Genomic DNA, 22,853 nt, shown 5'->3' with positions numbered 1-22,853 from the left:
GTGACGGGTGCCGTGAGCAGATCGCGGCGCGAAGAAATCGCCACAACGGTGTGGTTGACTACACGGGCAACACTGCGGCCGGGCTCGTTTCGAGTACCGATGGTCCGCGGCTGCTTCACGACAGATTGGATTGACACACGCATGAAGTTGGTTGGGAGGCTGCGCGGGGCAGCGAAGGTCTCGTGGCGCCGGTTCACGGTGGCAGCCCTGGTGGCGGCCGTGCTACCCGCCTTGATCACAACTATCGGAGGCTCGGCGACCGCGGGGGCGTTCTCCCGGCCCGGTCTGCCGGTCGAGTACCTGATGGTGCCGTCGTCGGCGATGGGCCGCGACATCAAGGTGCAGTTCCAGAGTGGGGGAGCCAACGCACCGGGCGTGTACCTGCTCGACGGCCTGCGGGCGCAGGAGGACTTCAACGGCTGGGATATCAACACCGCCGCGTTCGAGTGGTACCTGGACTCCGGCCTGGCCGTGATCATGCCGGTCGGCGGCCAGTCCAGCTTCTACACCGACTGGTACAAGCCGGCGTGCGGCAAGGCCGGTTGCAGCACGTACAACTGGGAGACGTTCCTGACCCAGGAACTGCCCGCCTATCTCGCCGCGAACAAGGGCGTGAATCCCAATCGCAACGCTGCCGTCGGCCTGTCGATGGCCGGGTCGGCCGCGCTGACGATGGCCATCCATCACCCCCAGCAGTTCCAGTACGCCGGCGCGCTGTCGGGCTTCCTGAACCTCTCCGAGGGTTGGTGGCCGATGCTGGTCGGTATCTCGATGGGTGACGCCGGCGGTTACAAGGCCGAGGACATGTGGGGACCATCGAGCGATCCCGCATGGAAGCGCAACGATCCGATGGTCAACATCGACCGGCTGGTTGCCAACAACACCCGGATCTGGATCTTCTGCGGCAACGGCAAGCCGGCAGAACTCGATGCGGGGATGACCTCGGGCAACCTGTTCAACGCGAAGTTCCTGGAAGGTTTCACGCTGCGGACCAACAAGACCTTCCAGGAGGAGTACATCGCCGCCGGCGGTAAGAACGGCGTGTTCAACTTCCCCGCCAACGGCACCCACCAGTGGGCGTACTGGGGTCAGCAGCTGCAGCAGATGAAGCCCGACATCCAGCGGGTGCTCGGCGCGGTGCCGCAGCCGTCGGCACCGGTGGAGCCCGCGCCGGACGCGGCTGCCCCGGTCGAACCGGTTTCTGCGGGCGGCTGATCCTTCACACCACCCATTCACGACACGCGACGACGGTGCCCCCTCCGGGAGCACCGTCGTCGTCGTTTTCACGCCCGGTACGTCGCAGTGGTGTGATTCACTACCTTGCGGTGCCCCCGGTCGAAACGAAGGTGAATGTGATGCGTGCGGTGATGCGTTCTGTCCTGGCCGCGGTGGCGGCCGTGGCGCTGTGGTCCGCCGGGCTGGCCCCATGGGCACCGGGCGCCGCGCCGGCCCACGCTCAGGGCGTGGAGTTCCTGATGGTGCCCTCACCGGCGATGGGGCGCGACATCCCGGTCGCGTTCCAGGGCGGCGGTCCGCACGCGGTGGTGCTGCTCGACGCCTTCAACGCCGCACCCGATGTCAGCAACTGGGTCACCGCCGGGAATGCGATGAACACCCTGGCCGGCTCGGGTGTCTCGGTGGTCGCACCCGCGGGCGGCGCGTGGAGCATGTACACCAACTGGGAGCAGGACGGCAGCAAACAGTGGGAGACGTTCCTGGCTGACGAGTTGCCGAACTGGCTGTCCGCCAACAAGGGTCTGGCCCCGGGCGGCCACGGCATCGTCGGCGCGGCGCAGGGCGGTACCGGGGCGCTGACCATGGCGGCGTTCCACCCCAACCGGTACCGCTACGCCGGGTCGCTGTCGGGCTTTCTGACACCGTCGGCGACGACGATGAACGGCGCCATCACCGCCGGGCTTGCGCAGTTCGGCGGTGTGGACACCCGCAACATGTGGGGCCTGCCTCAGCTGGGCCGGTGGAAGTGGCACGATCCCGACGTCCACGTGCAGTTGCTGGTGAACAACAACACCCGGCTGTGGGTCTACAGCCCCTCGGCTACCACCTGCACCGACCCTGCGGCGATGATCGGATACTGCGATCAGGCCCAGGGCAGCAACCGGACCTTCTACCAGCACTACCGCGGGACCGGCGGCGGTAACGGACACTTCGACTTCCCCAACTCGGGCAACCATGACTGGGGTTCCTGGAGTGCCCAGCTGGCCGCCATGTCAGGTGAGCTGGCTGCGGTCCTGCGCTGAGAGCCCCGCGGCATCACAGGTCGCTCAGCCGATCCTCAGCAACCGGCCGGTACCTTGGACTGCGTGCAACACGGGTCGCGCTCGGCGAAAGCAGGGATGGCAGGACTGTCCGCGCTGCTCGCTGTGCCGGCAGTGTGGCTGACCGGTTGTTCGCCCGGTGACGACATGACGTCGGGATTGACCTCAGAGATGGAGCCCGCGCCGGTGCACGGTCAGTCCGGCCCCAATCTGCCGGGCCCAGGGGTGCCGGGTGAGGAATCCAACGCGCTGGTGGTCACCGACCGGCAGCGCGCCTACCTCGACGAACTACACGCCGCCGGTATCGAGCCGGTCAACGACCTGACGGCGCTGAGCATCGGTTCTTATGTGTGTCAGGCCCGGGCGGCCAGGCAGTCCGACGAGGCGGTGTGGGACTTCATCGCGCCGATGGTGCGCACCGACCCGGACGACCCGGCGTTGCATGACACGACGGCCGACTACATTCGCATCGCGACCGACCGACTCTGCTAACAGGAGCGCGTGAACTTTTATGGCGAAGACCAACCGGCGGAAACGCCACCGCTTGCTCGCGCTGACCGCCGCCGGCGCCGTGGGCCTGGTGGTGGTGTTGATCGTCGCCATCGTGATCGTCGTGGTGCGCCGCCCTGACGCGCCACCGTCAGCGGTGCCTCCGACGGTGGTGCCCCCGACCGCAGTGCCGCCCACCGCCAAGCCGCGGCCGGAGTTCCAGGACGCGAGCTGTCCGGATGTCCAGTTGGTGTCGATCCCGGGCACCTGGGAGTCCTCGGTGGCCCTCGATCCGTTCAACCCGGCGCAGTTCCCGGCCGCGTTGCTGCTCAACGTCACCAATCCGATCCGGGCGCAGTTCGGCGGGGATCGATTGGAAGTGTTCACCGTCCCCTACACCGCACAGTTCCGGAACCCGTTCGCCAATGACGGTCAGATGGACTACAACGACAGCCGCGCCGAGGGCACGCAGGCGACCATCAAGGCGATGACCGAGATGAACGACCGCTGCCCGTTGACCAGCTATGTACTCGTCGGCTTCTCGCAAGGCGCGGTGATCGCCGGAGACCTCGCCAGCGACATCGGCAACGGGCGTGGTCCGGTCGACGAGGATTTGGTGCTGGGGGTGACGCTGATCGCCGACGGTCGGCGCCAGACCGGCGTGGGTCAGGATATCGGCCCGAACCCGCCGGGTCAGGGCGCTGAGATCACGCTGCACGAAGTTCCCACGCTCTCGGCGCTGGGCCTGACGATGTCGGGGCCGCGGCCCGACGGCTTCGGTGCGCTCGACAACCGCACCTACGAGATCTGCGCGCGGGGTGATCTGATCTGCGCGGCCCCGGAGTCGGCATTCTCCATCGTGAACCTGCCGCAGACACTGAGCACGCTGGCCGGGGGCGCGGGACAGCCGGTGCATGCGATGTACGCCACTCCGCAGTTCTGGAACGTCGATGGCATGTCGGCCACCCAGTGGACGCTGAACTGGGCACAGGACCTGGTCGATAACGCGCCGCAGCCAAAACATGGCTGACCCGTAACCGACACGAACCGGCTGAAATTTGGCACGCCCGCGCAGGTCGCATAGCATTACCCCCAGATTAAGGAAAATCTAAGAGCGACACCGGCGGCTGATGGGGTGGGGGGCCTACTCCCCGGTACGATCTTCGGGTTCGGGATGAATATTCCGCAAAGATTCCGGCGGGGCACCGTCCCGCTTGATTGGAGTAGAGATGGCCTTCCACAACCCGTTCATCAAGGACGGATTGATCAAATTCCCCGACAACGGGAGCCTGGTCAAACACGTCGAGCGATGGGCGAAGGTACGTGGCGACAAGCTGGCCTACCGCTTCCTGGACTTCTCCACCGAACGTGATGGGGTGGCCCGTGACCTGAACTGGGCCGACTTCAGCGTCCGCAACCGCGCAGTCGGCGCCCGGTTGCAGCAAGTGACCCAGCCCGGTGACCGCGTGGCCATCCTGTGCCCGCAGAACCTCGAGTACCTGGTTGCGTTCTTCGGCACGCTGTACTCAGGCCGGATCGCCGTGCCGCTGTTCGATCCGAATGAGCCTGGCCACGTCGGCCGTTTGCACGCCGTGCTCGACGACTGCAATCCGTCGGCGATCCTGACCACCACGGCAGCCGCCGAAGGGGTGCGCAAGTTCTTCCGCACCCGGCCGGCCAACCAGCGTCCGCGCGTCATCGCTGTCGACGCGGTGCCCAACGAGGTCGGCGCCACTTGGGAGCCGGTCGACGTCGCCCATGACACCATCGCCTACCTGCAGTACACCTCGGGCTCGACGCGGATCCCGACCGGCGTGCAGATCACCCACCTGAACCTGGCCACCAACGTGGTGCAGGTGATCGAAGCCCTCGAGGGTGAAGAGGGTGACCGTGGGGTGTCGTGGCTGCCGTTCTTCCATGACATGGGTCTGATCACGGTCCTGCTGTCACCGATGATCGGTCACTACATCTCGTTCATGACCCCGGCGGCGTTCGTGCGTCGACCCGGACGGTGGATCCGGGAGATGGCCCGCAAGGAAGGTGACACCGGCGGAACCATCTCCGTCGCGCCGAACTTCGCGTTCGACCATGCCGCCGCGCGCGGTGTGCCCAAGGACGGTGAAGAACCACTGGACCTGTCCAACATCAAGTGCATTCTCAATGGCAGCGAGCCCATCTCGGCAGCCACGGTGCGCCGGTTCAACGAGGCATTCGGTCCCCACGGATTCAAACCGCAGGCCATCAAGCCGTCCTACGGACTGGCCGAGGCCACGCTGTTCGTGTCGACCACGCCGATGAACCAGATGCCCACGATCATCTCGGTCGACCGCGACGAGCTCAACAACCACCGGTTCGTCCAGGTGCCCGACGACTCGCCCAAGGCGGTTGCCCAGGCCGGCGCCGGCAAGATCGGAGTGGCCGAGTGGGCGGTGATCGTCGACAACGACACCGCCACCGAACTTCCGGACGGGCAGATCGGCGAGATCTGGATCAGCGGGCAGAACATGGGCACCGGCTACTGGGACAAGCCTGAGGAAACCTTGGCCACCTTTCAGAACATCCTCAAATCGCGCACCAACCCGTCGCACGCCGAAGGGGCGCCCGACGACAGCACCTGGGTGCGCACCGGGGACCTGGGCGCCTACCACGACGGGGAGCTTTACATCACCGGGCGCGTGAAGGATCTGGTGATCATCGACGGCCGCAACCACTATCCGCAGGATCTGGAGTACTCCGCCCAGGAAGCCACCAAAGCCCTGCGTACCGGGTTCGTCGCGGCGTTCTCGGTGCCGGCCAACCAGCTGCCCGACGAGGTGTTCGCCGACACGCACGCAGGCCTCAAGCGTGACCCCGAGGACACCTCGGAGCAACTCGTCATCGTCGGCGAGCGTGCGCCCGGCTCGCACAAACTCGACATGGGGCCGATCGTCGACGAGATCCGCGCCGCGATCGCGGTACGGCACGGGGTGACGGTGCGCGACGTGCTGCTCACCGCGGCCGGCGCCATCCCGCGGACCTCCAGCGGCAAGATCGGCCGGCGCGCCTGCCGGTCGGCCTACCTCGACGGGAGCCTACGCAGCGGCAAGGTCGCCAACGCGTTCCCCGACGAATCGGACTGACGCTGTCAACTACATCAACGGCCACGGCGGCTGCTCGGCTGCCGATCGCGAGGTTATGTGAACATGACTGAACCACAAGAAGATTCGGTTTCGCCCGCGGCTCCCAAGAATGGGCCCGATCTTACCGTCGCCGAGATGCGGGAGTGGTTGCGCAACTGGATCGGCAATGCGACGGGTCAGTCACCGGATTCGGTCAGCGAAACCGCGCCGATGGTGGAATTGGGTTTGTCCTCGCGTGACGCGGTCGCGATGGCCAGCGACATCGAGGATCTCACCGGCGTGACGTTGACGGCCACCGTGGCCTTCCGCCACCCGACGATCGAGTCGTTGGCGACGGTGATCGTCGAAGGCGAGCCCGAACAGGACACCGAAGCGCTCGATGCCGAGGACTGGTCGCGCGACGGCGACGAAGGTCAGCTCAACATCGCCATCGTCGGGATCGGAACCCGTTTCCCCGGCGACATGAACACCCCCGACCAGGCGTGGGAGGCGCTGCTGGCGGGCCGTGACGCGATCACCGACCTGCCGGAGGGGCGTTGGTCGGAGTTTCTCTCCGAGCCTCGGGTCGCCGAACGGGTGGCCAAGGCCCGCACCCGCGGTGGCTACCTGTCCGACATCAAGGGTTTCGACGCCGAGTTCTTCGCGCTGTCGAAGATGGAAGCCGACAACATCGACCCGCAGCAGCGGATGGCGCTGGAGCTGACGTGGGAAGCATTGGAGCATGCGCGAATTCCCGCGTCGAGCCTGCGCGGTGAGAACGTCGGCGTCTACGTCGGCAGCTCCACCAACGACTACAGCTTCCTGGGCGTGGCAGATCCGTCGACCGCGCACCCCTACGCGATCACCGGCACCGCGAGCTCGATCATCGCCAACCGGGTCTCCTACTTCTACGACTTCCGTGGCCCGTCGATGGCCATCGACACCGCCTGCTCGTCGTCGCTGGTGGCCGTGCACGAGGGCGTCAAGGCGCTGCGCGCCGGCGATGCCGACGTGGTGATCGCCGGCGGCGTCAACGCCCTGGTGACACCGCTGGTCACCGTGGGATTCGACGAAGTGGGTGGGGTGCTGGCGCCCGACGGGCGGATCAAGTCGTTCTCCTCGGACGCCGACGGGTACGCCCGCTCCGAGGGCGGCGGGATGCTGGTGCTCAAGCGACTGGCCGATGCGCGCCGCGACGGCGACGACATCCTGGCGGTGATCGCCGGTAGCGCGGTCAACCACGACGGCCGGTCCAACGGTCTGCTCGCGCCGAACCCCGACGCGCAGGAAGCGGTGCTACGCAAGGCCTACAAGGACGCCGGCATCAACCCCCGCGACGTCGACTACGTCGAGGCGCATGGCACCGGCACCATCCTCGGTGACCCGATCGAGGCCGACGCACTGGGCCGGGTCATCGGCCGCGGGCGCGCCGCCGATAAGCCGGCGCTGCTGGGTGCGGTGAAGTCCAACCTCGGACACCTGGAATCTGCGGCCGGTGCGGCCAGCCTGGCCAAGGTGGCATTGTCGCTGCAGCGCAACAAGATTCCTCCGTCGATCAATTATGCGGGGCCCAACCCGTACATCGACTTCGACGCCGAGCACCTCAAGGTCGCCGACGCCGTCACCGACTGGCCCCGCTACAGCGGCCACGCCGTGGCGGGCGTGTCGGGCTTTGGATTCGGCGGCGCCAACGCGCATCTGGTGCTGCGCGAGGTGCTGCCCACCGATCTGGTGGAGCCCATGCCCGAGCCCGACGTCGCGGTCGTCACACCAGCCACCGACGACGCCCAGGCGGTGTACGTCGGCGGTGTGCGGATGGACGAGTTCGGCGAGTTCGCACATGACGATGACGATGACGACGACACCCGCGGTGACGACGATTTCTACGGACAGGCTTCCGGCGAGGATCCGGAGTTGCCCGGGCTGACCGACGAGGCGCTACGGCTGCTGGAGATCGCCCGCGAGGAACTGGCCGCGGCCGAGGCGGAGAACCCGGCTACACCGCTGATCCCGCTGGCTGTTTCGGGCTTTTTGACCTCGCGCAAGCGGGCCACCGCCGCCGAGCTGGCCGACTGGGTCGACAGCCCTGCCGGCCGGGAATCCTCGCTGGAGTCGATCGGGCGTTCGTTGTCGCGGCGCAACCATGGCCGCTCGCGCGCGGTCGTGTTGGCCCACGACCACGACGAGGCGGTCGCCGGGTTGCGGGCGCTGGCCGACGGCAAGCCGCATCCCAGTGTCCTGGCCGCCGACGGTCCGGTCACCAACGGACCGGTGTGGGTGCTGGCTGGCTTCGGTGCTCAGCACCGCAAGATGGCCAAGAGCCTGTATCTGCGCAACGCCACCTTCGCCGAGTGGATCGACAAGGTCGACAGCCTCATTCAGGACGAGCGCGGGCATTCCATTCTCGAGCTCATTCTCGACGACGCGATCGACTACACCGACGAGACCACCGAGCTCCCGATCGAGAAGGTGCAACTGGTCATCTTCGCGATCCAGGTCGCTCTCGGCGAGCTGCTGAAGTCACACGGCGCCAAGCCTGGTGCGCTGATCGGGCAGTCGCTGGGTGAGGCGGCTGCGGCGTACTTCTCCGGCGGCCTGTCGCTCGAAGACGCCACCCGCACGATCTGCTCGCGTTCGCACCTGATGGGCGAGGGCGAAGCGATGCTGTTCGGCGAGTACATCCGACTGATGGCGTTGGTCGAGTACTCGGCCGAGGAGATCGAGACCGTCTTCTCCGATTTCAAGAACCTTGAGGTGTGCGTGTACGCCGCGCCCACTCAGACGGTCATCGGGGGCCCGCCCGAGCAGGTCGACGCGATCATCGAGCGCGCCGAGGCCGAGGGGCGCTTCGCTCGCAAGTTCCAGACCAAGGGAGCCAGCCACACCTCGCAGATGGACCCGCTGCTCGGCGAACTGGCCGCCGAACTGCAGGGCATCGAGGCGCGTCCGGTGCAGGTGCCGTACTACTCGACCGTCCACGAGGGCAGCCTGATCCGGGCCGGGTCGGATGCGATCCACGATGTCGACTATTGGAAGAAGGGCCTGCGCCACAGCGTGTACTTCACCCACGGCATCCGCAATGCCGTGGACAACGGGCACACCACTTTCCTGGAGTTGGCCCCCAACCCGGTCGCGCTGATGCAGGTCGGGCTGACCACTGCGGTCGCGGGATTGCATGATGCGCAACTGATTCCGACGTTGGCGCGCAAGCAGGACGAGGTCGACTCGATGACCTCGGCGATGGCGCACCTGTTCGTGCACGGTCATGACCTGGATTTCCGGACACTGTTCCCGCGCCGTTCCCGCGGGCTGGCCGGGGCGCTGGATTTCGCCGACATCCCACCGACCCGGTTCAAGCGCAAGCCGCACTGGCTCCTGGCGCGGTTCACCGGGGACAGCTCTACGGTGATGCCGGGCAACCATGTCGCGACGCCCGATGGCAAGCACGTGTGGGAGTACGCCGCACGGGGCGGCACCGATCTGGCCGCCCTGGTGAAAGCCGCTGCTGCAGCGGTGCTTCCGGATGCCCGGCTGACCGCGTCCGAGCAGCGCGCTGTTCCCGCAGACGATGCCCGCCTGGTCACCACGTTGACCCGGCATCCGGGCGGGGCCAGCGTGCAGGTGCACGCCCGCATCGACGAATCCTTCACTCTCGTCTACGACGCCATCGTCACTCGCGACGGGGCCCAGACCGCGCTGCCGACGGCAGTAGGGGCCGGCACGATCGCTGAGTCCATGGTCGCGGCCCCGGCGGCGGAGGAACCGGAAGAAGATGCCGATATCCTGCACGACAACCTCACCGCCGGAGCGGGTTTGGCGGCCGGTTTCGCGAAGTGGTCACCGGAGTCCGGCGAGACGATCGCCGACCGGCTCGGTGCGATCGTCGGCGCCGCGATGGGTTACGCCCCCGAGGACCTGCCCTGGGAGGTGCCGCTGATCGAACTCGGTCTGGATTCGCTGATGGCCGTGCGGATCAAGAACCGGGTCGAGTACGACTTCGACCTGCCGCCGATTCAGTTGACCGCCGTGCGCGACGCGAACCTCTACGCGGTGGAGAAGCTGATCGCCTATGCCGTCGAGCACCGCGACGAGGTCGACCAGATCGCCGAGGCGCAGAAGGGCAAGAGCGCCGAGGAGATCGCCGCCGACCAGGCCGAACTGATGGGTGGCGCCAGCACGGTCGCCGAGCTGGAGGCCAAGCTGGCCGACGCCGGGCACCCCATTGCCGCAGCGCCCGAGCAGCCGGCGGCCGAGCAGATCGCCACCGATGCCGTGGAGGCTCAGATCCCGGCGCCGCCGACCGATCCCAGCGGCCCGTCGGCCGAGAAGCCCAGTGCCGCAGGGCTGGCCGCGAAGGTGCTGACCCAGGAAGCGGTCACCGAGGCGTTGGGCGCCGACGTCCCGCCCCGCGACGCCGCTGAGCGCGTCACCTTCGCGACGTGGGCGATCGTAACCGGCAAATCGCCCGGCGGTGTCTTCAACGAGTTGCCGAAGATCGACGAGGCGACGGCGCAGAAGATGGCCGAGCGGCTCTCCGAGCGTGCCGAGGGCACCGTCACCGTCGAGCAGGTCAGCAGTGCGGGAACCATCGAGCAGCTGGCGAGTACGGTGCGCGAGCTGATGGACGCCGGTGAGCTCGACGGGTTCGTCCGGACCATCCGCGCCAGGCCCGAGGGGTCGACGCGGATCCCGGTGTTCGTCTTTCACCCGGCCGGGGGTAACACCGCCGTCTACGAGCCGCTGCTCAAGCGGTTGCCGCCGGACACCCCGATGTACGGGTTCGAGCGGGTCGAGGGTTCGGTCGAGGAGCGGGCGGCCGAGTATCTGCCGAAGCTGAGGGAGATCCAAGGCAACGGCCCTTACATCCTGGTCGGCTGGTCGCTGGGTGGTGCGCTGGCTTACGCCTGCGCGATCGGGCTCAAGCGCGCCGGTGCTGACGTCCGCTTCGTCGGTTTGATCGACATGGTGCGTCCCGGCGAGGAGGTGCCGCAGACCAAGGAGGAGACGCGGGCGCGCTGGGACCGCTACGCGCTGTTCGCCCAACGCACCTTCAATGTCGAGATCCCCGAGATTCCCTACGAGCAGCTCGAGGAACTCGACGACGAGGGTCAGGTGCGGTTCGTGCTCGACGCGGTCAAGCAGAGCGGCGTCGACATCCCGGGCGGCATCATCGAGCACCAGCGCACGTCCTACCTGGACAACCGCCTGCTCGAGACCGCTGAGATCCAGCCCTACGACGGTCACGTCACGCTGTACATGGCCGACCGCTACCACGACGACGCGATCTTCTTCGAGCCGCGCTACGCGATCCGTCAACCCGACGGTGGCTGGGGTGAGTTCGTCGAGGATCTCGAGGTGGTGCCAATCGGGGGTGAACACATCCAGGCCATCGACGAGCCGTACATTGCAAAGGTCGGTGCACACATGAGCGCGGCGATCAACGCGATCGAGGGCAGCCAGGCAAAGGAGACTCAGGCGTGACGACGAAGGTGCCTCCCACCCACCACCCGAAGACCACCGCCGAGCTGCTGGCGGAGCTGCGCGACAAGCTCGAACAGGCCAAGGAGCCGGGCGGCGAGAAAGCGGTCGCCAAGCGGGCCAAGAAGGGCATCCCCAGCGCGCGGGACCGCATCTACTCGCTGCTGGACCCGGGCAGCTTCCTGGAGATCGGTGCGCTGGCCAAGACACCGGGCGATCCGGATGCGCTGTTCGGCGACGGCGTGGTCACCGGCCACGGCACCATCAACGGCCGCCCGGTCGGGGTGTTCAGCCACGACCAGACGGTGTTCCAGGGATCGGTCGGGGAGATGTTCGGCCGCAAGGTTGCCCGGTTGATGGAGTGGGTGGCCATGGTCGGCTGCCCGATCATCGGCATCAATGACTCCGGGGGAGCCCGTATCCAGGACGCCGCGACATCGCTGGCCTGGTACGCCGAATTGGGTCGGCGTCACGAGTTGCTGCGCGGCCTGGTGCCCGAGGTCTCGCTGATCTTCGGCAAGTGTGCCGGCGGCGCGGTGTACTCGCCGATCCAGACCGACCTCGTCGTCGCGGTGCGCGACCAGGGCTACATGTTCGTCACCGGCCCGGACGTCATCAAGGACGTCACCGGCGAAGACGTCACCCTTGACGAGCTCGGCGGCGCCGAAGCCCAGGCCCGCTACGGCAACATCCACCAGGTCGTGGAGTCCGAGGCAGCGGCGTTCCAGTACGTGCGCGACTATCTGAGCTTCTTGCCGGCCAACACCTTCGACGACCCGCCGATCGTCAACCCCGGCCTGGAGCCGGAAATCACCCCGCACGACCTCGAGCTCGACGCGATCGTGCCGGACAACGACAACCAGGCCTACGACATGATGGAGATCCTGCTGCGGATCTTCGACGACGGTGACGTGTTCCCGGTCGGCGAGCAGTCCGGCCCGGCCATCATCACCGCGTTCGCGCGCGTCGACGGGCGCCCGGTCGGCGTGATCGCCAACCAGCCGATGCACATGTCGGGTGCGATCGACAACGAGGCCTCCGACAAAGCCGCCCGCTTCGTCCGGTTCTGCGACTCGTTCAACACCCCGCTGGTGTTCGTCGTCGACACACCCGGCTTCATGCCCGGTGTGCAGCAGGAAAAAGGCGGCATCATCAAGCGTGGCGGCCGCTTCCTCAATGCCGTGGTCGAAGCTGACGTCCCCAAGATCACCATCACGATCCGCAAGTCCTACGGCGGTGCGTACGCCGTGATGGGTTCCAAGCAGCTGACCGCCGACTTCAACTTCGCCTGGCCGACCGCGCGCATCGCGGTGATCGGCGCCGAAGGTGCGGCGCAGTTGCTGGTCAAGCGGTTCCCCGATCCGACCGCGCCCGAGGTGCAGAAGATCAAGGCCGATTTCATCGAGGGTTACAACGCCACCATGGCGGTGCCCTGGGTGGCTGCCGAACGCGGTTTCATCGACGGTGTCGTCGAGCCGCACGAAACCCGGCTGCTGCTGCGCAAGTCGTTGCACCTGCTCCGCGACAAGCAGATCAGCCGTGTGCAGCGTAAACACGGCCTGACTCCGATCTAGGCGCCGGCGTGCGGTTGGATGAAGGCTGTGTCGACTGATTTCACCGGGCTGCGACGAGCTGCGCCGCTGGGTGACCCGCGGCTGGACCTGTGCGATCTGTACGTCTTCCCGTCCCCGAAGGACCCGAGCCGCACCGCGCTGATCCTCACCGCGAACCCGCAGGCAGGTCCGATGTGCCCGGGGGCGGTTTACCGCATCGCGGTCGACAACGACGGCGATCTGCGCAACGACATCGCGTTCAACTTCGTGTTCAGCGACGTCTCGGGGGCGCACGGGTCGCCTCGCCAGCGCGTCGACGTTTACCTCGCGCTGCAGGCCGATGCCCGCGTCAACGCAGCGGCAGGCTCGCGGATCTTCGGCGACGTCGAGGTGTCGTTCGACGAGACGCCGCGGATGTGGCAGTCGGGTTCGTACTCGTTTTTCGCCGGTGCCCGCGCCGACGCGTCGTTCGCCGACACCAATGTCATCGCGATGGCCGTGGAATTGCCGACCGCATACCTGGGAGCGGAGCCCGGCGTGCGCGTCTGGGCGCGCTGCAGCCTGCTCCGCGATGGCCGGTGGGTGCATGCCGACCGGGTCGGCCACCCGTGGGTCAGTGGATTCTTCGCCACCGAGGAGCAACTCGCCGAGTACAGCGCCGGTGAGCCGAACCAGGACCGCGCCCACTGGATGGCCCACCTGATCGAGTTGATGGCCGAGACCGGCGGCTACTCCCGGGAGGAGGCGGTCGCGGCCATCGAAGCCGAAGACACCCTGCCCGACATGTTGTCCTACAACCCGTCCGAGGCGGTGGAATACCCCAACGGTCGCACCCTGACCGACGACGTCGCCAACTACCGTTCGAGGTTTCTGACCAACGGACAGAAGAGTTTCTCCGGACTCAATGCTCCCGACGGCCTGCTGCCCGAGTTCCCGTATCTCGGTGCGCCCAACTGAGGCCATGGCTCTAGGATTCCGCGCATGCCGCTGAGCGCCGGCGAGGTCATCTCGGGGTACACCGTTGCGCGGTTGCTGGGTTCAGGTGGGATGGGCGAGGTGTATGTGGCCAAACATCCCAGACTGCCGCGGTATGACGCGCTGAAGGTTCTGCCGGCCAGCGTCTGCGCCGACGACGAATACCGTGAGCGGTTCCACCGCGAGGCCGACATCGCGGCCACGCTGTGGCACCCCCACATTGTCGCGGTGCACGACCGCGGCGAGTTCGACGGCCGGTTGTGGATCTCGATGGACCACGTGGAGGGCACCGACGCCGCGCAGCTGTTGGCCGACCGGTACCCGGATGGGATGCCACCGGCGCTGGTGATCAGGATCGTCACCGCGGTCGGTGAGGCCCTCGATTACGCGCACCAGCGCGGTCTGCTGCACCGCGACGTCAAGCCGGCGAACATCCTGATAGCAGACCCGGAGACCGAGAACGAGCGGATCATGTTGGCCGACTTCGGGATTGCCCGCCGACTCGGTGAGGTCAGCGCATTGACCGGCACCAACATGACGGTGGGTACGGTGGCCTACTGTGCGCCCGAGCAATTGACCGCGGACGAACAGATCGACGGCCGTGCCGACCAGTACGCGTTGGCGGCGACAGCTTTTCAGCTGCTGACCGGGTCCCCACCGTTCAAGCACGACAACCCGGCGATCGTGATCAGCCGCCACCTGACCGCCGCTCCGCCGGCGATCGCCGACCACCGCCCCGAATTGACCTCGCTGGGAACGGTGTTCGCCAAGGCTTTGGCCAAACTGCCCACCGAGCGCTTCGACCGGTGTGTCGACTTCGCCCGTGCCCTGGGCAACCGCAGCGCGGTGGTGAACCAGACCGTCAGCGCCGATCCCGACGCCACGGTGCATGCGCGGGCCGCCTCGCCCGGCAGATCTCGGAAATGGGTCGCGATCCCGGTCGCTGTCGTATTGGCCCTCACCGCGATCGCCGCGGTGGTGGTACTGGCGCAGTACGAGCGGCAGGAAGGCCGCAGCGAGGCCGCGGCCCCGGCACCGGGGGCGGTGTCATTGCCCGTGGTGGTGGTCGGTGCGGATTGCGCCACGTTGGGGGCCGCCGGAGTCACCGAGAAAGGGGAACCGGCCTATTGCGCGCGCCTGGCGTCCTCGGGTGCACCGCTGTGGTCGCTCTATCCCGGCGAGATCCCGCACCCCACCGTCGAACCCGCATCCGCTGCGAGTAACCCGGTGCTGGTGTGTATGGAGCAGACCGGCCAGGACCGAGCGGACTGTCACAACGACATCGTGCGGGAAAACGCCGATCCGGCGGCCAATGACCAGTAGGTCAGCTGTAGTCACCCGCGGTGGCGGCGATGGCGTCGCCGAACCACTTCTCCCGGATCAGGTTGTAGGTGCCGTCTTCGCGCATCCGAAACAGCGCCTGGTTGATCGGCTTTCGCAGCGGGCTGTCGATGTTGAACACGAATCCCTGGTTTTCTTCCTGGAATACCGGTCCGGCCACCACGGCGACGCCCTCACCGCGGTGGGCGACGTAGTAGCGCAGCACCGGGGAATCGAAGACCACGGCGTCGTAACCCTCTTCGCGCAACAGATGGTACGAGTCCTCGATGTTCTCGGTCTCCGTCGCGGTGATGCCCATTCCGCGCAGGAAAGACGCCGCGGTGGTGTCGGCCACGGTGGCCACCGACTTCTCGTAGAGGTCGGCCGGTCCGGTGATCTTGGCGTCGAGTTTGGCCACCGTCAGCGTGGCGCTGAGATTGGCGGAGTAGAACGAGATGAAGACGATGCCGGCAAAGCCCCACAGGATCGCCAGAGACTGGGTGATCGTCTTCGACGCGGCGGTGCTGTTCTTGCCGACCAGTGAGCCGATGCCCCAACTGAACGACTGGAAGATGCCCGGAAAATAGGACCGGGACACCACGGGTTTGGCGCCGCGGCGTTCGATCAGCCAGAACACGTGTGCCGGGATCACGCTGACCACGATGGCCGCACTCAGCCAGATCAGCATGGTGCGGGAGAACAACAGGTCGAGATAACCGCCGAGGCCGGGCACCGCGGGCCGGGTGTCGTGTACGGGCACGATGATCTGCAGTCCGCCGTCGAGGGTTGGCTGGGAGAAGTCGAAGTGCTGTTCGCGGTCTGCGGTCAGCGAGATCGCGCCGATCGCCACCTCGGCACGGTCGTCGGCCACCGCCGCCAGCTGACCGCCGACGTTGTCGGTGGTCACGAATTCGGTGTCGAGATCGAGGCGATTGGTGATCTCGTTCCAGAGGTCGATGCTGAAGCCGGTCAGTTCACCGGAGGTGGTCTCCATCACGAACGGCTCGAGCGGATGGATGGCCACCCGCACCGGTTCGCTGTCAGCGACCGGCAGGGCCGGCTGGGCTGCGGCCGAGGGCATCAACGGGGAGACGAGCAGCAGCGCCCCCAACGCCACGGGCCCGACCATCGCGGCAACGATCAGCAGCAGGAACCTGTGGAGTCCCACGGTTTGACCACTCCTTCGTATCGCCGGTGACCTGAGCTCACGGTCACGGCTGGATACGAATCGGACCTGGCGACCAGAGGCCGGACCGGGTGGCTTCGCCCAGCTCGATCTCGGCCGGCTCGGCATCGATGATGGTGTCGAAGCGGCGCAGCGAGCCCCAATCCTGTCCCCAGTCGCGGGACAGGTAGGTCGGCATCACCGATGCCCGCAGGAGCAGGTCGGTGATGCCGAGCAGGCCACCGTTGATGCCGTCCTGCCAGGTGTCGGTGCTCTGCAGCTTGGCGTAGTAGTCCGGCGAGATGCGGAACCGCGGAATCTCGGTGACCCCGTTGGCATGCAGCATCGGCTGCTGGCACGGGAATGCCAGCCCGACAGCCCAGTCCAGCAGTACCGGTTGCTCGGAGCCGACGTATTCCTGCACCGACCGTAACTCGGGAAGTCGGGGCGGCGTCACCGCGATCCAGTCACCCCGGCCGAGATTGAGATCTTCGGCGACCACCCGGATCGCGACCGCATCGGCGGGAATCTGCGCCCGCGGATAACGCAGGTTGCGCCACGACGGCGTGGGGCCGATGTCGTAGGGGCTGACCCGGCCGGCGGGCAACGGGGCGCCGTCCGGGCCGGTGGTCGCGTACTCGATCTCCACGGTCTGTCCGGAGGTGAATCCGTCGGCAACACTGCGTCCGGCGATGGTGCCGGCCGCGGTGATCACCAACAGCGGATGAGCGTCGTCGGCGGGCGGCAGCTCGTACCAGGACGAGGCCAGCCTGCTCTCTTGTTGTGCGCCTTCGGTATACGTGCCCGCGACGGGGACTCGGGCGGGATCCAGCCCGTAGGGCAACGGCACGGTCGATCCGTTGACGCCCGGGCGGGGCAGCCGAATCGGGCGGTTCCAGTCGTAATCGGTGCCCGGTTGCGGATTGTTCAGCCGGATCGCTTCGGCGATGATCCGGTCGGGCACCCCGTTGGGGGTGAAGCCGACCGGGTTGGTGCCGCCCAGCGGGCCGAGCGGTCCCGACGGTTGGCCGGGCAGTTCCGGTAGGAAGCCGGCGTTGGAGTCGGGTTCGACGAGCACGTCGTCGGCCAGGCCGCATCCCCCGGCGAACGCGCGGATATTGGCCCATCCGTTGGAGTACGTGGGGTACTGGCGGACCATTCCGGTGATCATCGACGCGACGAAGATCACCACCATGAAGCCCGCAGCGATCGGGATCGGGGCGGCGGTGAGCTTGTCGACCACCCGGGACTCCCGGCCCGGTGACAGGTGTAGACGGAACGCCCACAGCGCGGCGAGAACAAACAGTGCGAAGAACACCGCACTGACGGTGACGCCGCCGAGTTGCGGCACCGAGGTGTTGAACGGCACACCGAAGTTGGAGACATACCACCACCCGTTGGTGGAGGCGAAGCACAGCGCCAGCACGAAGAAGACCAGCGCCAGGAACACCATCCGGTTGCGCGCCGAGCGCAATACGGCGCGCGACACCAGCACCGTGGCCAGCGCTGCCATCGCGCCGCCGACCGCGGCGAACAGACCGAAGTGATGAATCCACTTGGTGGGGGTGAACATCAGGAAGAAGATGGTGGCGAAGATGACGCCCATCAATCGCCAGGCCGGGCCGCGCGCGACGCCGGGCACGCGTTTGCGTCTCAGCATCATGAATAGCGACGGGAACAGGCACATCGCGGTGAACAGGAAGGCGAAGCGGCGCGAGATCGCCCCATCGACGGTCGGCAGAACCAAGTAGTAGTAGCGCAGGTTCTCGGTGTACCACTCCTGGCTGGGGCCGATCGCAGTGCGAATCCTGGTGGCCTCCAACACCGTTGCCAACGTCTGGTCAGCGAACACCACGGCAAGCACGACCGTGCCGGCTGCCAGCAATGGCGCCACCAGCGGCCAGGTACCCACCCACTGCCGGCGCCGCATCAGGATGCGCAGGATGGGCCGGCCGCCGGCCACCAGCGCCGCGACCGCGATCAGGCCGGTCGGCTGAATGCCGAGCGTGAAGGACGCCGTGATGATCGCGAATGCGGCCGGAGTGAGCCGACCCGAGCTGATGGCCCGTTCGATGAGCACGTAGGTGATCAGCGCGCCGGTGGCGATCTGGCCTTCCGGGCGTAGCCCGTTGTTGAACGGCATCCATGCGCCGAGCAGCACCAGACCGGCCGCCCACAGTGCCGGTCGGCTGGCCAGCACGGCAGGTCCGAGCCGAGGCAGCACCTCGCGGGACAACAACAGCCAGCAGATCAGCGAGCACACCAGGTCGGGCAGCCGCATCCAGATGCTGGCGCTGCTGACCTGCGTCATCAGCGCGAGCAGGTTGTAGTACCAGCCGAACGGGTCTTCGGGGCTGCCGAACCAGCGGAAGTAGTTCGACATGTAGCCCGCATGCTCGGCTACCCGGGCCATCCCGAGGATGTAGCCGTCGTCGGAGGAATTGGCGCCGATGACGTACCAGAGCGCGAACCCGCCGACCACGACACCGTCGACCGGAGTGGCGGTACGCCAGCGGGTCGGGATCAGGCGACGCATGCGTCGGCCGTCGAGGCGGTCCAACCGCCATAACGCCAGCAGAGCGACCGCGGTCGACGCGAGCGCCAGCAGGATCGCGGTCAGCTTCAGCGCAGTGGGCTGCGAGGTGAACCGGGTGTCGATGGTCGCCGACAGCGACATACCCGGCGGGGCAGGCCCGACGAGGTCGGTGAAGACGCCGACGATGGCGGGCCGCAGGTTGGGGTCGGCGTAGCCGGTGCGCTGCGGTTCACCGGCATCTTCGCCGGAGGTCTGGGTCAGGCCCACGAAATCGGCGTAGGTGCCGTCGAGGTTCGAGGTGATCTCGATGACCGAGCAGCCGGGCATCCGGTCGCGGTCCACGCTGGCCACCACGACGTTGCGCACGATGACGTCGACACGTGACTCGGTGGCGGTGACCAGCATCGCGTTCAGTGCGGCGTCGCGGCCGCGCTCCGGGGCGGTTCCCAGCACCAACCCGCCGTCGGCCGGCAGATCCCGTACCACCTCGCAGGGAATGGTCGCGGTCAGGTTCACCGGTGCCTGTGAGATCAGGGGCGCGGTGACGTTACCCAGCTCGCCGTGCTGGGGCCAGTTCAACGTCGCGGTCGTCTGGGTGACGGGCAGCAGCGGCGTGGCCACAGCCATCAGCACCCCGAGCAGACCGGCGATGGTGGCGACCCAGCGCGCCGTCCGCACGTCGTTCATAACCCCCGCTTCGCGCGCAAGCTTGCTCACGGCAGTGCCCTGATCGGTCCGCCGCGATTCCAGCCGAACACCCGCGTGGTTCCTTCCTCGATCACCGCGTCAGGGGCATCCTGTGGCGGCACCACCCGCAGGTAGCGCTCGATCGAACCCCAGTCGCGGTACCAGTCGCCGCGCAGATAGGTCGGGATCGTCGCGGTACGCAGCAGCGCCTGGATGAACAGGAACGGACCACCATCCTCGGCGGATTGCCACTGATTCGACGACGCCACCGTCTGCTTGAAGTTCGGCAGGATTCGGTACTCAGGCAACTCGGCCACCCCGAGGTGTTGCGAGAAAGGCCGCTGGCACGGGAAGTTCGACGCGGTCGCGATGTCCATCAGCACCGGCGTCTGCGAACCGAGGAAGTCACTGGCGGTCTGCAGCACCGGCACCCGGGGAGGGGTGAACCCGAACCACTGGTCCTCCGACAGGTTCGGGTCGTCGGCGACGATGCGCACCACGTTGGCTTCCGGCGGGGCCCACGACAGCGGGAAGCGCAAGTTGCGCCAGGCCCGCTGCTGGAAGATGTCGATCGGCTGTACTTCGCCGAGAGCCTGGTAGGAGCCATCGGGGCGGTGCTCGCCCCATTGCAGCTTCAGCGACTGGCCGTAGTTGAACGAACCGTCTTCTTCGTAGTACCAGATCGCCCCCGCGGCGGCGACGGTCACCAGCGGTCGTTCCGGAGAGCGGGGCGGCAGTTGGTACCAGGCCGACGTGGCTCTGGCCGCCACGGTGTTCTCGTCATAGCTGCCCATCACCGGTGTGCGGTCGGGGTCCAGCCCGAACGGCAGGAACACCCGTGAGCCGTTGACACCTTCCGGGCCGTAACCGCCGCCGGTGCCGGCCGCGTAGCCGACCCCGATGTTGGGTTTGTCGACAGGCCCGTCGGAGTTCACCGTTCCGGGGTTGGCAGCGACGGGTTCGGCGGGCTCGAGCGTGTCGCTGACACCGTTGGGGTGAAAGCCGATGGGGTTCTCGCCGCCGAGCGGCCCGTACTCGCCGAAGGTCTGCCCCGGTACCGGCTCGAGCATCCCGGCGTTGGTGTCAGCCTCCACCAGGACGTCGTCGGCCATCGCGCAGCTGCTCTCGGACAACCCTGACCTCAACGCGGCGAGGTTGGCCGCGCCGGTCGTGTAGACCGGGTAGCGGCCGACGGTGGCTTTGACCATCGAGCCCAACGAGAGCACGACCATGATGATCGAGACGATCAGCAGCGGGGTCGATGCCAGCGCCCGGTTGCGGCCGGTGTCGGCGACCTCGGTGTGCCCGGCGTAGTCCATCCGGAAATGCAGCCAGCCGGCCAGCAGGCCGCCGGCGATGGCCAGCACCAGGAAGATCGTCGTCACCGGATAGCCGAAGATCACCGGCTGCTTGTCGAACCACGGCACGCCGTAGTTGCCGACGTAGAACCAGCCGTTGATCCCCGAGGTCGCCCATGCCAGCACGAACAACAGCGCGGTCACGTACAGCGCGAGGTTGCGGCGCGAGTGCAGCCCGACGCGCGCGAAGGCGAACGCGGTGACCGCGCCCAGTGCCCCGGCCAGCCCGGCGAAGGCGCCGAACTGCACTGCCCACTTGGTCGGCGTCAGCGTCAGCAGCAGCAGCCCCACCGCGGTCGTGCCGGTCAGCCGCCATAGCGGCGCGCCGAGAGCGCCGGGCACCTTGCCCCGGCGCAGCAGCACCATGATCAGACCGAACAGGCACAGCAGCAGGATCAGCACCGAGAAGCGCCGGGTCAGGGACCCGTCCACGCTGTCCTCGACGGTGAGGAAGTAGTAGCGCAGGAACTCCTGGTACCAGGGGATCGTCGGTCCGACCACGTACTTGATGCGCACGGATTCGGCGACCGTGGCCAGCGTCTGGTCGCGGAACACGATCACGAACACCAGCGACGCGGCGGCCAGCAGCGGGGTCAGGGTGGCGCCCAGGCCGTCGGCGGCACGGCGGGCGGCGATCACCCGGGTGACCGCCCGAGCCCCGACCAGGAGCGGGGCCAATGCGATCAGGCCCTGGGGCGCCAGGGTGACGGTGAACATCGCGACGACGACGGCCAGCGCGGCGGGCCACAACCGCCGGGTGCCGATGGTGGCTTCGACGAGCACCCAGACCGCGACGGTGCCGAAGGCGATGAGCGGTTCGGGGCGAAGACCGTTGTTGAACGGCAGCCAGGCCGCCAGGAACACCGCGGCGCCGGTCCACACCGCGATCCGGTTGTCGGCGATACGGCGCCCCAGCCGGGGCAGCACGCACCGGCTGACGATCAACCACGTCCCGATGGCGGCCAGCGTCGCGGGCAGGCGCATCCAGACGCCGGCCGTGCTGACCGACGCCAGCCCGGCCAGCACCCCCTGATACCAGTCGAACGGCGCTTCGGAGGCCCCGAAGAAGCGGAAGTAGTTTGTCAGGTAGCCGGCTTCGGACGACACCCGTGCGATGGTCAGGTTGTAGCCGTCATCCGAGGACTGTGCACCCACCACGTGCCACACCAGCAGGGCGCCCACCACCCCGGTGTCGGCAAGCCAGGTCGACAGGCCGACGCGCCGCCAGCGGGTGGGTGGACGCCGCCCGGCGGCGCGGTCGAGCAGGGCCAGCGCGACGATCGACGCCAGCACACAGAGCACACCGAGGACCATCACCGCGGTCTTGAGCGCCGTCGGGGAGGTGATGAACCGGGTGTCGACGTCGATCCGGGCGGCCAAGCCGGCGTCCATCCCGACTTCGAGCTCGGTGAACGCACCGGCCACCTGCGGGCGCTTGTCCACGCTCAACGTGCCGGTCGCGCCCGGGATGCCGACGAAGTCGGCCCCGACCGCTCCCACATCGGCCCAGATGCGCAGCTCACTGCACACGCCCGCGTCGACATCGGCGCGCGGCGCCACGGCGGCCACGGTGTCGCGGAACGCGACGTAGACGACGTCGTCGTTGGCCCGGACGAACAGGCCGTTGCGTCCGGCGTCGATTCCGCCGGACGGGATGGTGGAGAACACCACCCCGCCGTCGTCGGGCATGCTCGCCACCGCTTGGCAGGGGATGGTCACGCTCAGCGACCGAGGTGCCCCCGACACGAGCGGGGCGGTGACGTCACCGACGAACCCGTCCTCGTCGACCCCTTGCGGCCAGGCGATCGCCGCAGTGGTCTGGGTGACCGGCAGCAACGGCGTCAACGCGCACAGCACAATTCCGAGCAGCCCAGCGGCAAACGCGACGAGACGGGCGGTCGGGGCGGGCACGAGGCTC

The 22,853-nt window shown here is 67.5% G+C and carries 12 protein-coding genes; 9 read left to right on the top strand and 3 right to left on the bottom strand.

Annotated elements, in window-relative coordinates:
- Nucleotides 1-141 precede the first annotated feature (141 nt).
- The 9 genes from KXD98_RS24920 to KXD98_RS24880 all read left to right on the top strand — a co-directional run bounded on the left by KXD98_RS24920 (nucleotide 142) and on the right by KXD98_RS24880 (nucleotide 15,192).
- A complete protein-coding gene (locus tag KXD98_RS24920; protein ID WP_260760967.1) occupies nucleotides 142-1,215 on the top strand; it encodes an esterase family protein in 1,074 nt (357 codons plus the stop codon).
- 140 nt (nucleotides 1,216-1,355) lie between these two features.
- A complete protein-coding gene (locus KXD98_RS24915; protein ID WP_260760966.1) occupies nucleotides 1,356-2,258 on the top strand; it encodes an alpha/beta hydrolase-fold protein in 903 nt (300 codons plus the stop codon).
- A 96-nt stretch (nucleotides 2,259-2,354) separates the two neighbouring features.
- The gene (locus tag KXD98_RS24910) at nucleotides 2,355-2,768 is read left to right on the top strand and encodes a DUF732 domain-containing protein (RefSeq protein ID WP_260760965.1); all 414 of its coding nucleotides are present in this window, start codon (nucleotides 2,355-2,357) and stop codon (nucleotides 2,766-2,768) included.
- Between the two features lie 19 nt (nucleotides 2,769-2,787).
- Nucleotides 2,788-3,795, top strand: a complete 1,008-nt coding sequence (locus tag KXD98_RS24905) for a cutinase family protein (protein ID WP_260760964.1) — start codon at nucleotides 2,788-2,790, stop codon at nucleotides 3,793-3,795.
- 199 nt (nucleotides 3,796-3,994) lie between these two features.
- Nucleotides 3,995-5,884 carry a long-chain-fatty-acid--AMP ligase FadD32 gene (gene fadD32 / locus KXD98_RS24900; protein WP_260760963.1) on the top strand — a complete coding sequence of 630 codons (1,890 nt, stop codon included), beginning with the start codon at nucleotides 3,995-3,997 and terminating at the stop codon, nucleotides 5,882-5,884.
- Nucleotides 5,885-5,947: 63 nt separating this feature from the next.
- Nucleotides 5,948-11,344, top strand: a complete 5,397-nt coding sequence (gene pks13 / locus KXD98_RS24895; RefSeq protein ID WP_260760962.1) for a polyketide synthase Pks13 — start codon at nucleotides 5,948-5,950, stop codon at nucleotides 11,342-11,344.
- Between the two features lie 8 nt (nucleotides 11,345-11,352).
- Nucleotides 11,353-12,915 (top strand): acyl-CoA carboxylase subunit beta, encoded by a 1,563-nt coding sequence (locus KXD98_RS24890; RefSeq protein WP_260765406.1) that lies wholly within the window; start codon nucleotides 11,353-11,355, stop codon nucleotides 12,913-12,915.
- A 27-nt stretch (nucleotides 12,916-12,942) separates the two neighbouring features.
- Nucleotides 12,943-13,851: a DUF4331 domain-containing protein gene (locus KXD98_RS24885; protein WP_260760961.1), complete on the top strand. Its 909-nt coding sequence runs from the start codon at nucleotides 12,943-12,945 to the stop codon at nucleotides 13,849-13,851.
- A gap of 24 nt (nucleotides 13,852-13,875) precedes the next feature.
- Nucleotides 13,876-15,192 (top strand): serine/threonine-protein kinase, encoded by a 1,317-nt coding sequence (locus tag KXD98_RS24880; protein WP_260760960.1) that lies wholly within the window; start codon nucleotides 13,876-13,878, stop codon nucleotides 15,190-15,192.
- 1 nt (nucleotide 15,193) lies between these two features.
- Here KXD98_RS24880 and KXD98_RS24875 read toward each other — a convergent pair whose 3' ends face one another.
- Genes KXD98_RS24875 through KXD98_RS24865 form a run of 3 tightly spaced genes read right to left on the bottom strand, consistent with a single transcriptional unit; the run spans nucleotide 15,194 to nucleotide 22,846 of the window.
- Nucleotides 15,194-16,357, bottom strand: a complete 1,164-nt coding sequence (locus KXD98_RS24875) for a transporter substrate-binding domain-containing protein (RefSeq protein WP_260760959.1) — start codon at nucleotides 16,355-16,357, stop codon at nucleotides 15,194-15,196.
- 43 nt (nucleotides 16,358-16,400) lie between these two features.
- The gene (locus KXD98_RS24870; protein WP_260760958.1) at nucleotides 16,401-19,577 is read right to left on the bottom strand and encodes an arabinosyltransferase domain-containing protein; all 3,177 of its coding nucleotides are present in this window, start codon (nucleotides 19,575-19,577) and stop codon (nucleotides 16,401-16,403) included.
- Between the two features lie 26 nt (nucleotides 19,578-19,603).
- Nucleotides 19,604-22,846, bottom strand: a complete 3,243-nt coding sequence (locus KXD98_RS24865; RefSeq protein ID WP_260760957.1) for an arabinosyltransferase domain-containing protein — start codon at nucleotides 22,844-22,846, stop codon at nucleotides 19,604-19,606.
- Nucleotides 22,847-22,853: the final 7 nt, after the last annotated feature.

This window comes from Mycobacterium sp. SMC-4 (assembly GCF_025263265.1).
Lineage (GTDB): Bacteria > Actinomycetota > Actinomycetes > Mycobacteriales > Mycobacteriaceae > Mycobacterium.
The sequence above is the reverse complement of the archived record's forward strand: the minus strand, read 5'-3'. Positions and strand labels throughout refer to the sequence as shown.

Bases quoted from the DNA above. Each gene is read 5' to 3' on its own strand.
- KXD98_RS24920 (WP_260760967.1), top strand. From the start codon at position 142: ATGAAGTTGGTTGGGAGGCTGCGCGGGGCAGCGAAGGTCTCGTGGCGC.
- KXD98_RS24915 (WP_260760966.1), top strand. From the start codon at position 1,356: ATGCGTGCGGTGATGCGTTCTGTCCTGGCCGCGGTGGCGGCCGTGGCG.
- KXD98_RS24910 (WP_260760965.1), top strand. From the start codon at position 2,355: ATGGCAGGACTGTCCGCGCTGCTCGCTGTGCCGGCAGTGTGGCTGACC.
- KXD98_RS24905 (WP_260760964.1), top strand. From the start codon at position 2,788: ATGGCGAAGACCAACCGGCGGAAACGCCACCGCTTGCTCGCGCTGACC.
- fadD32 (WP_260760963.1), top strand. From the start codon at position 3,995: ATGGCCTTCCACAACCCGTTCATCAAGGACGGATTGATCAAATTCCCC.
- pks13 (WP_260760962.1), top strand. From the start codon at position 5,948: ATGACTGAACCACAAGAAGATTCGGTTTCGCCCGCGGCTCCCAAGAAT.
- KXD98_RS24880 (WP_260760960.1), top strand. From the start codon at position 13,876: ATGCCGCTGAGCGCCGGCGAGGTCATCTCGGGGTACACCGTTGCGCGG.
- KXD98_RS24870 (WP_260760958.1), bottom strand. From the start codon at position 19,577: ATGAACGACGTGCGGACGGCGCGCTGGGTCGCCACCATCGCCGGTCTG.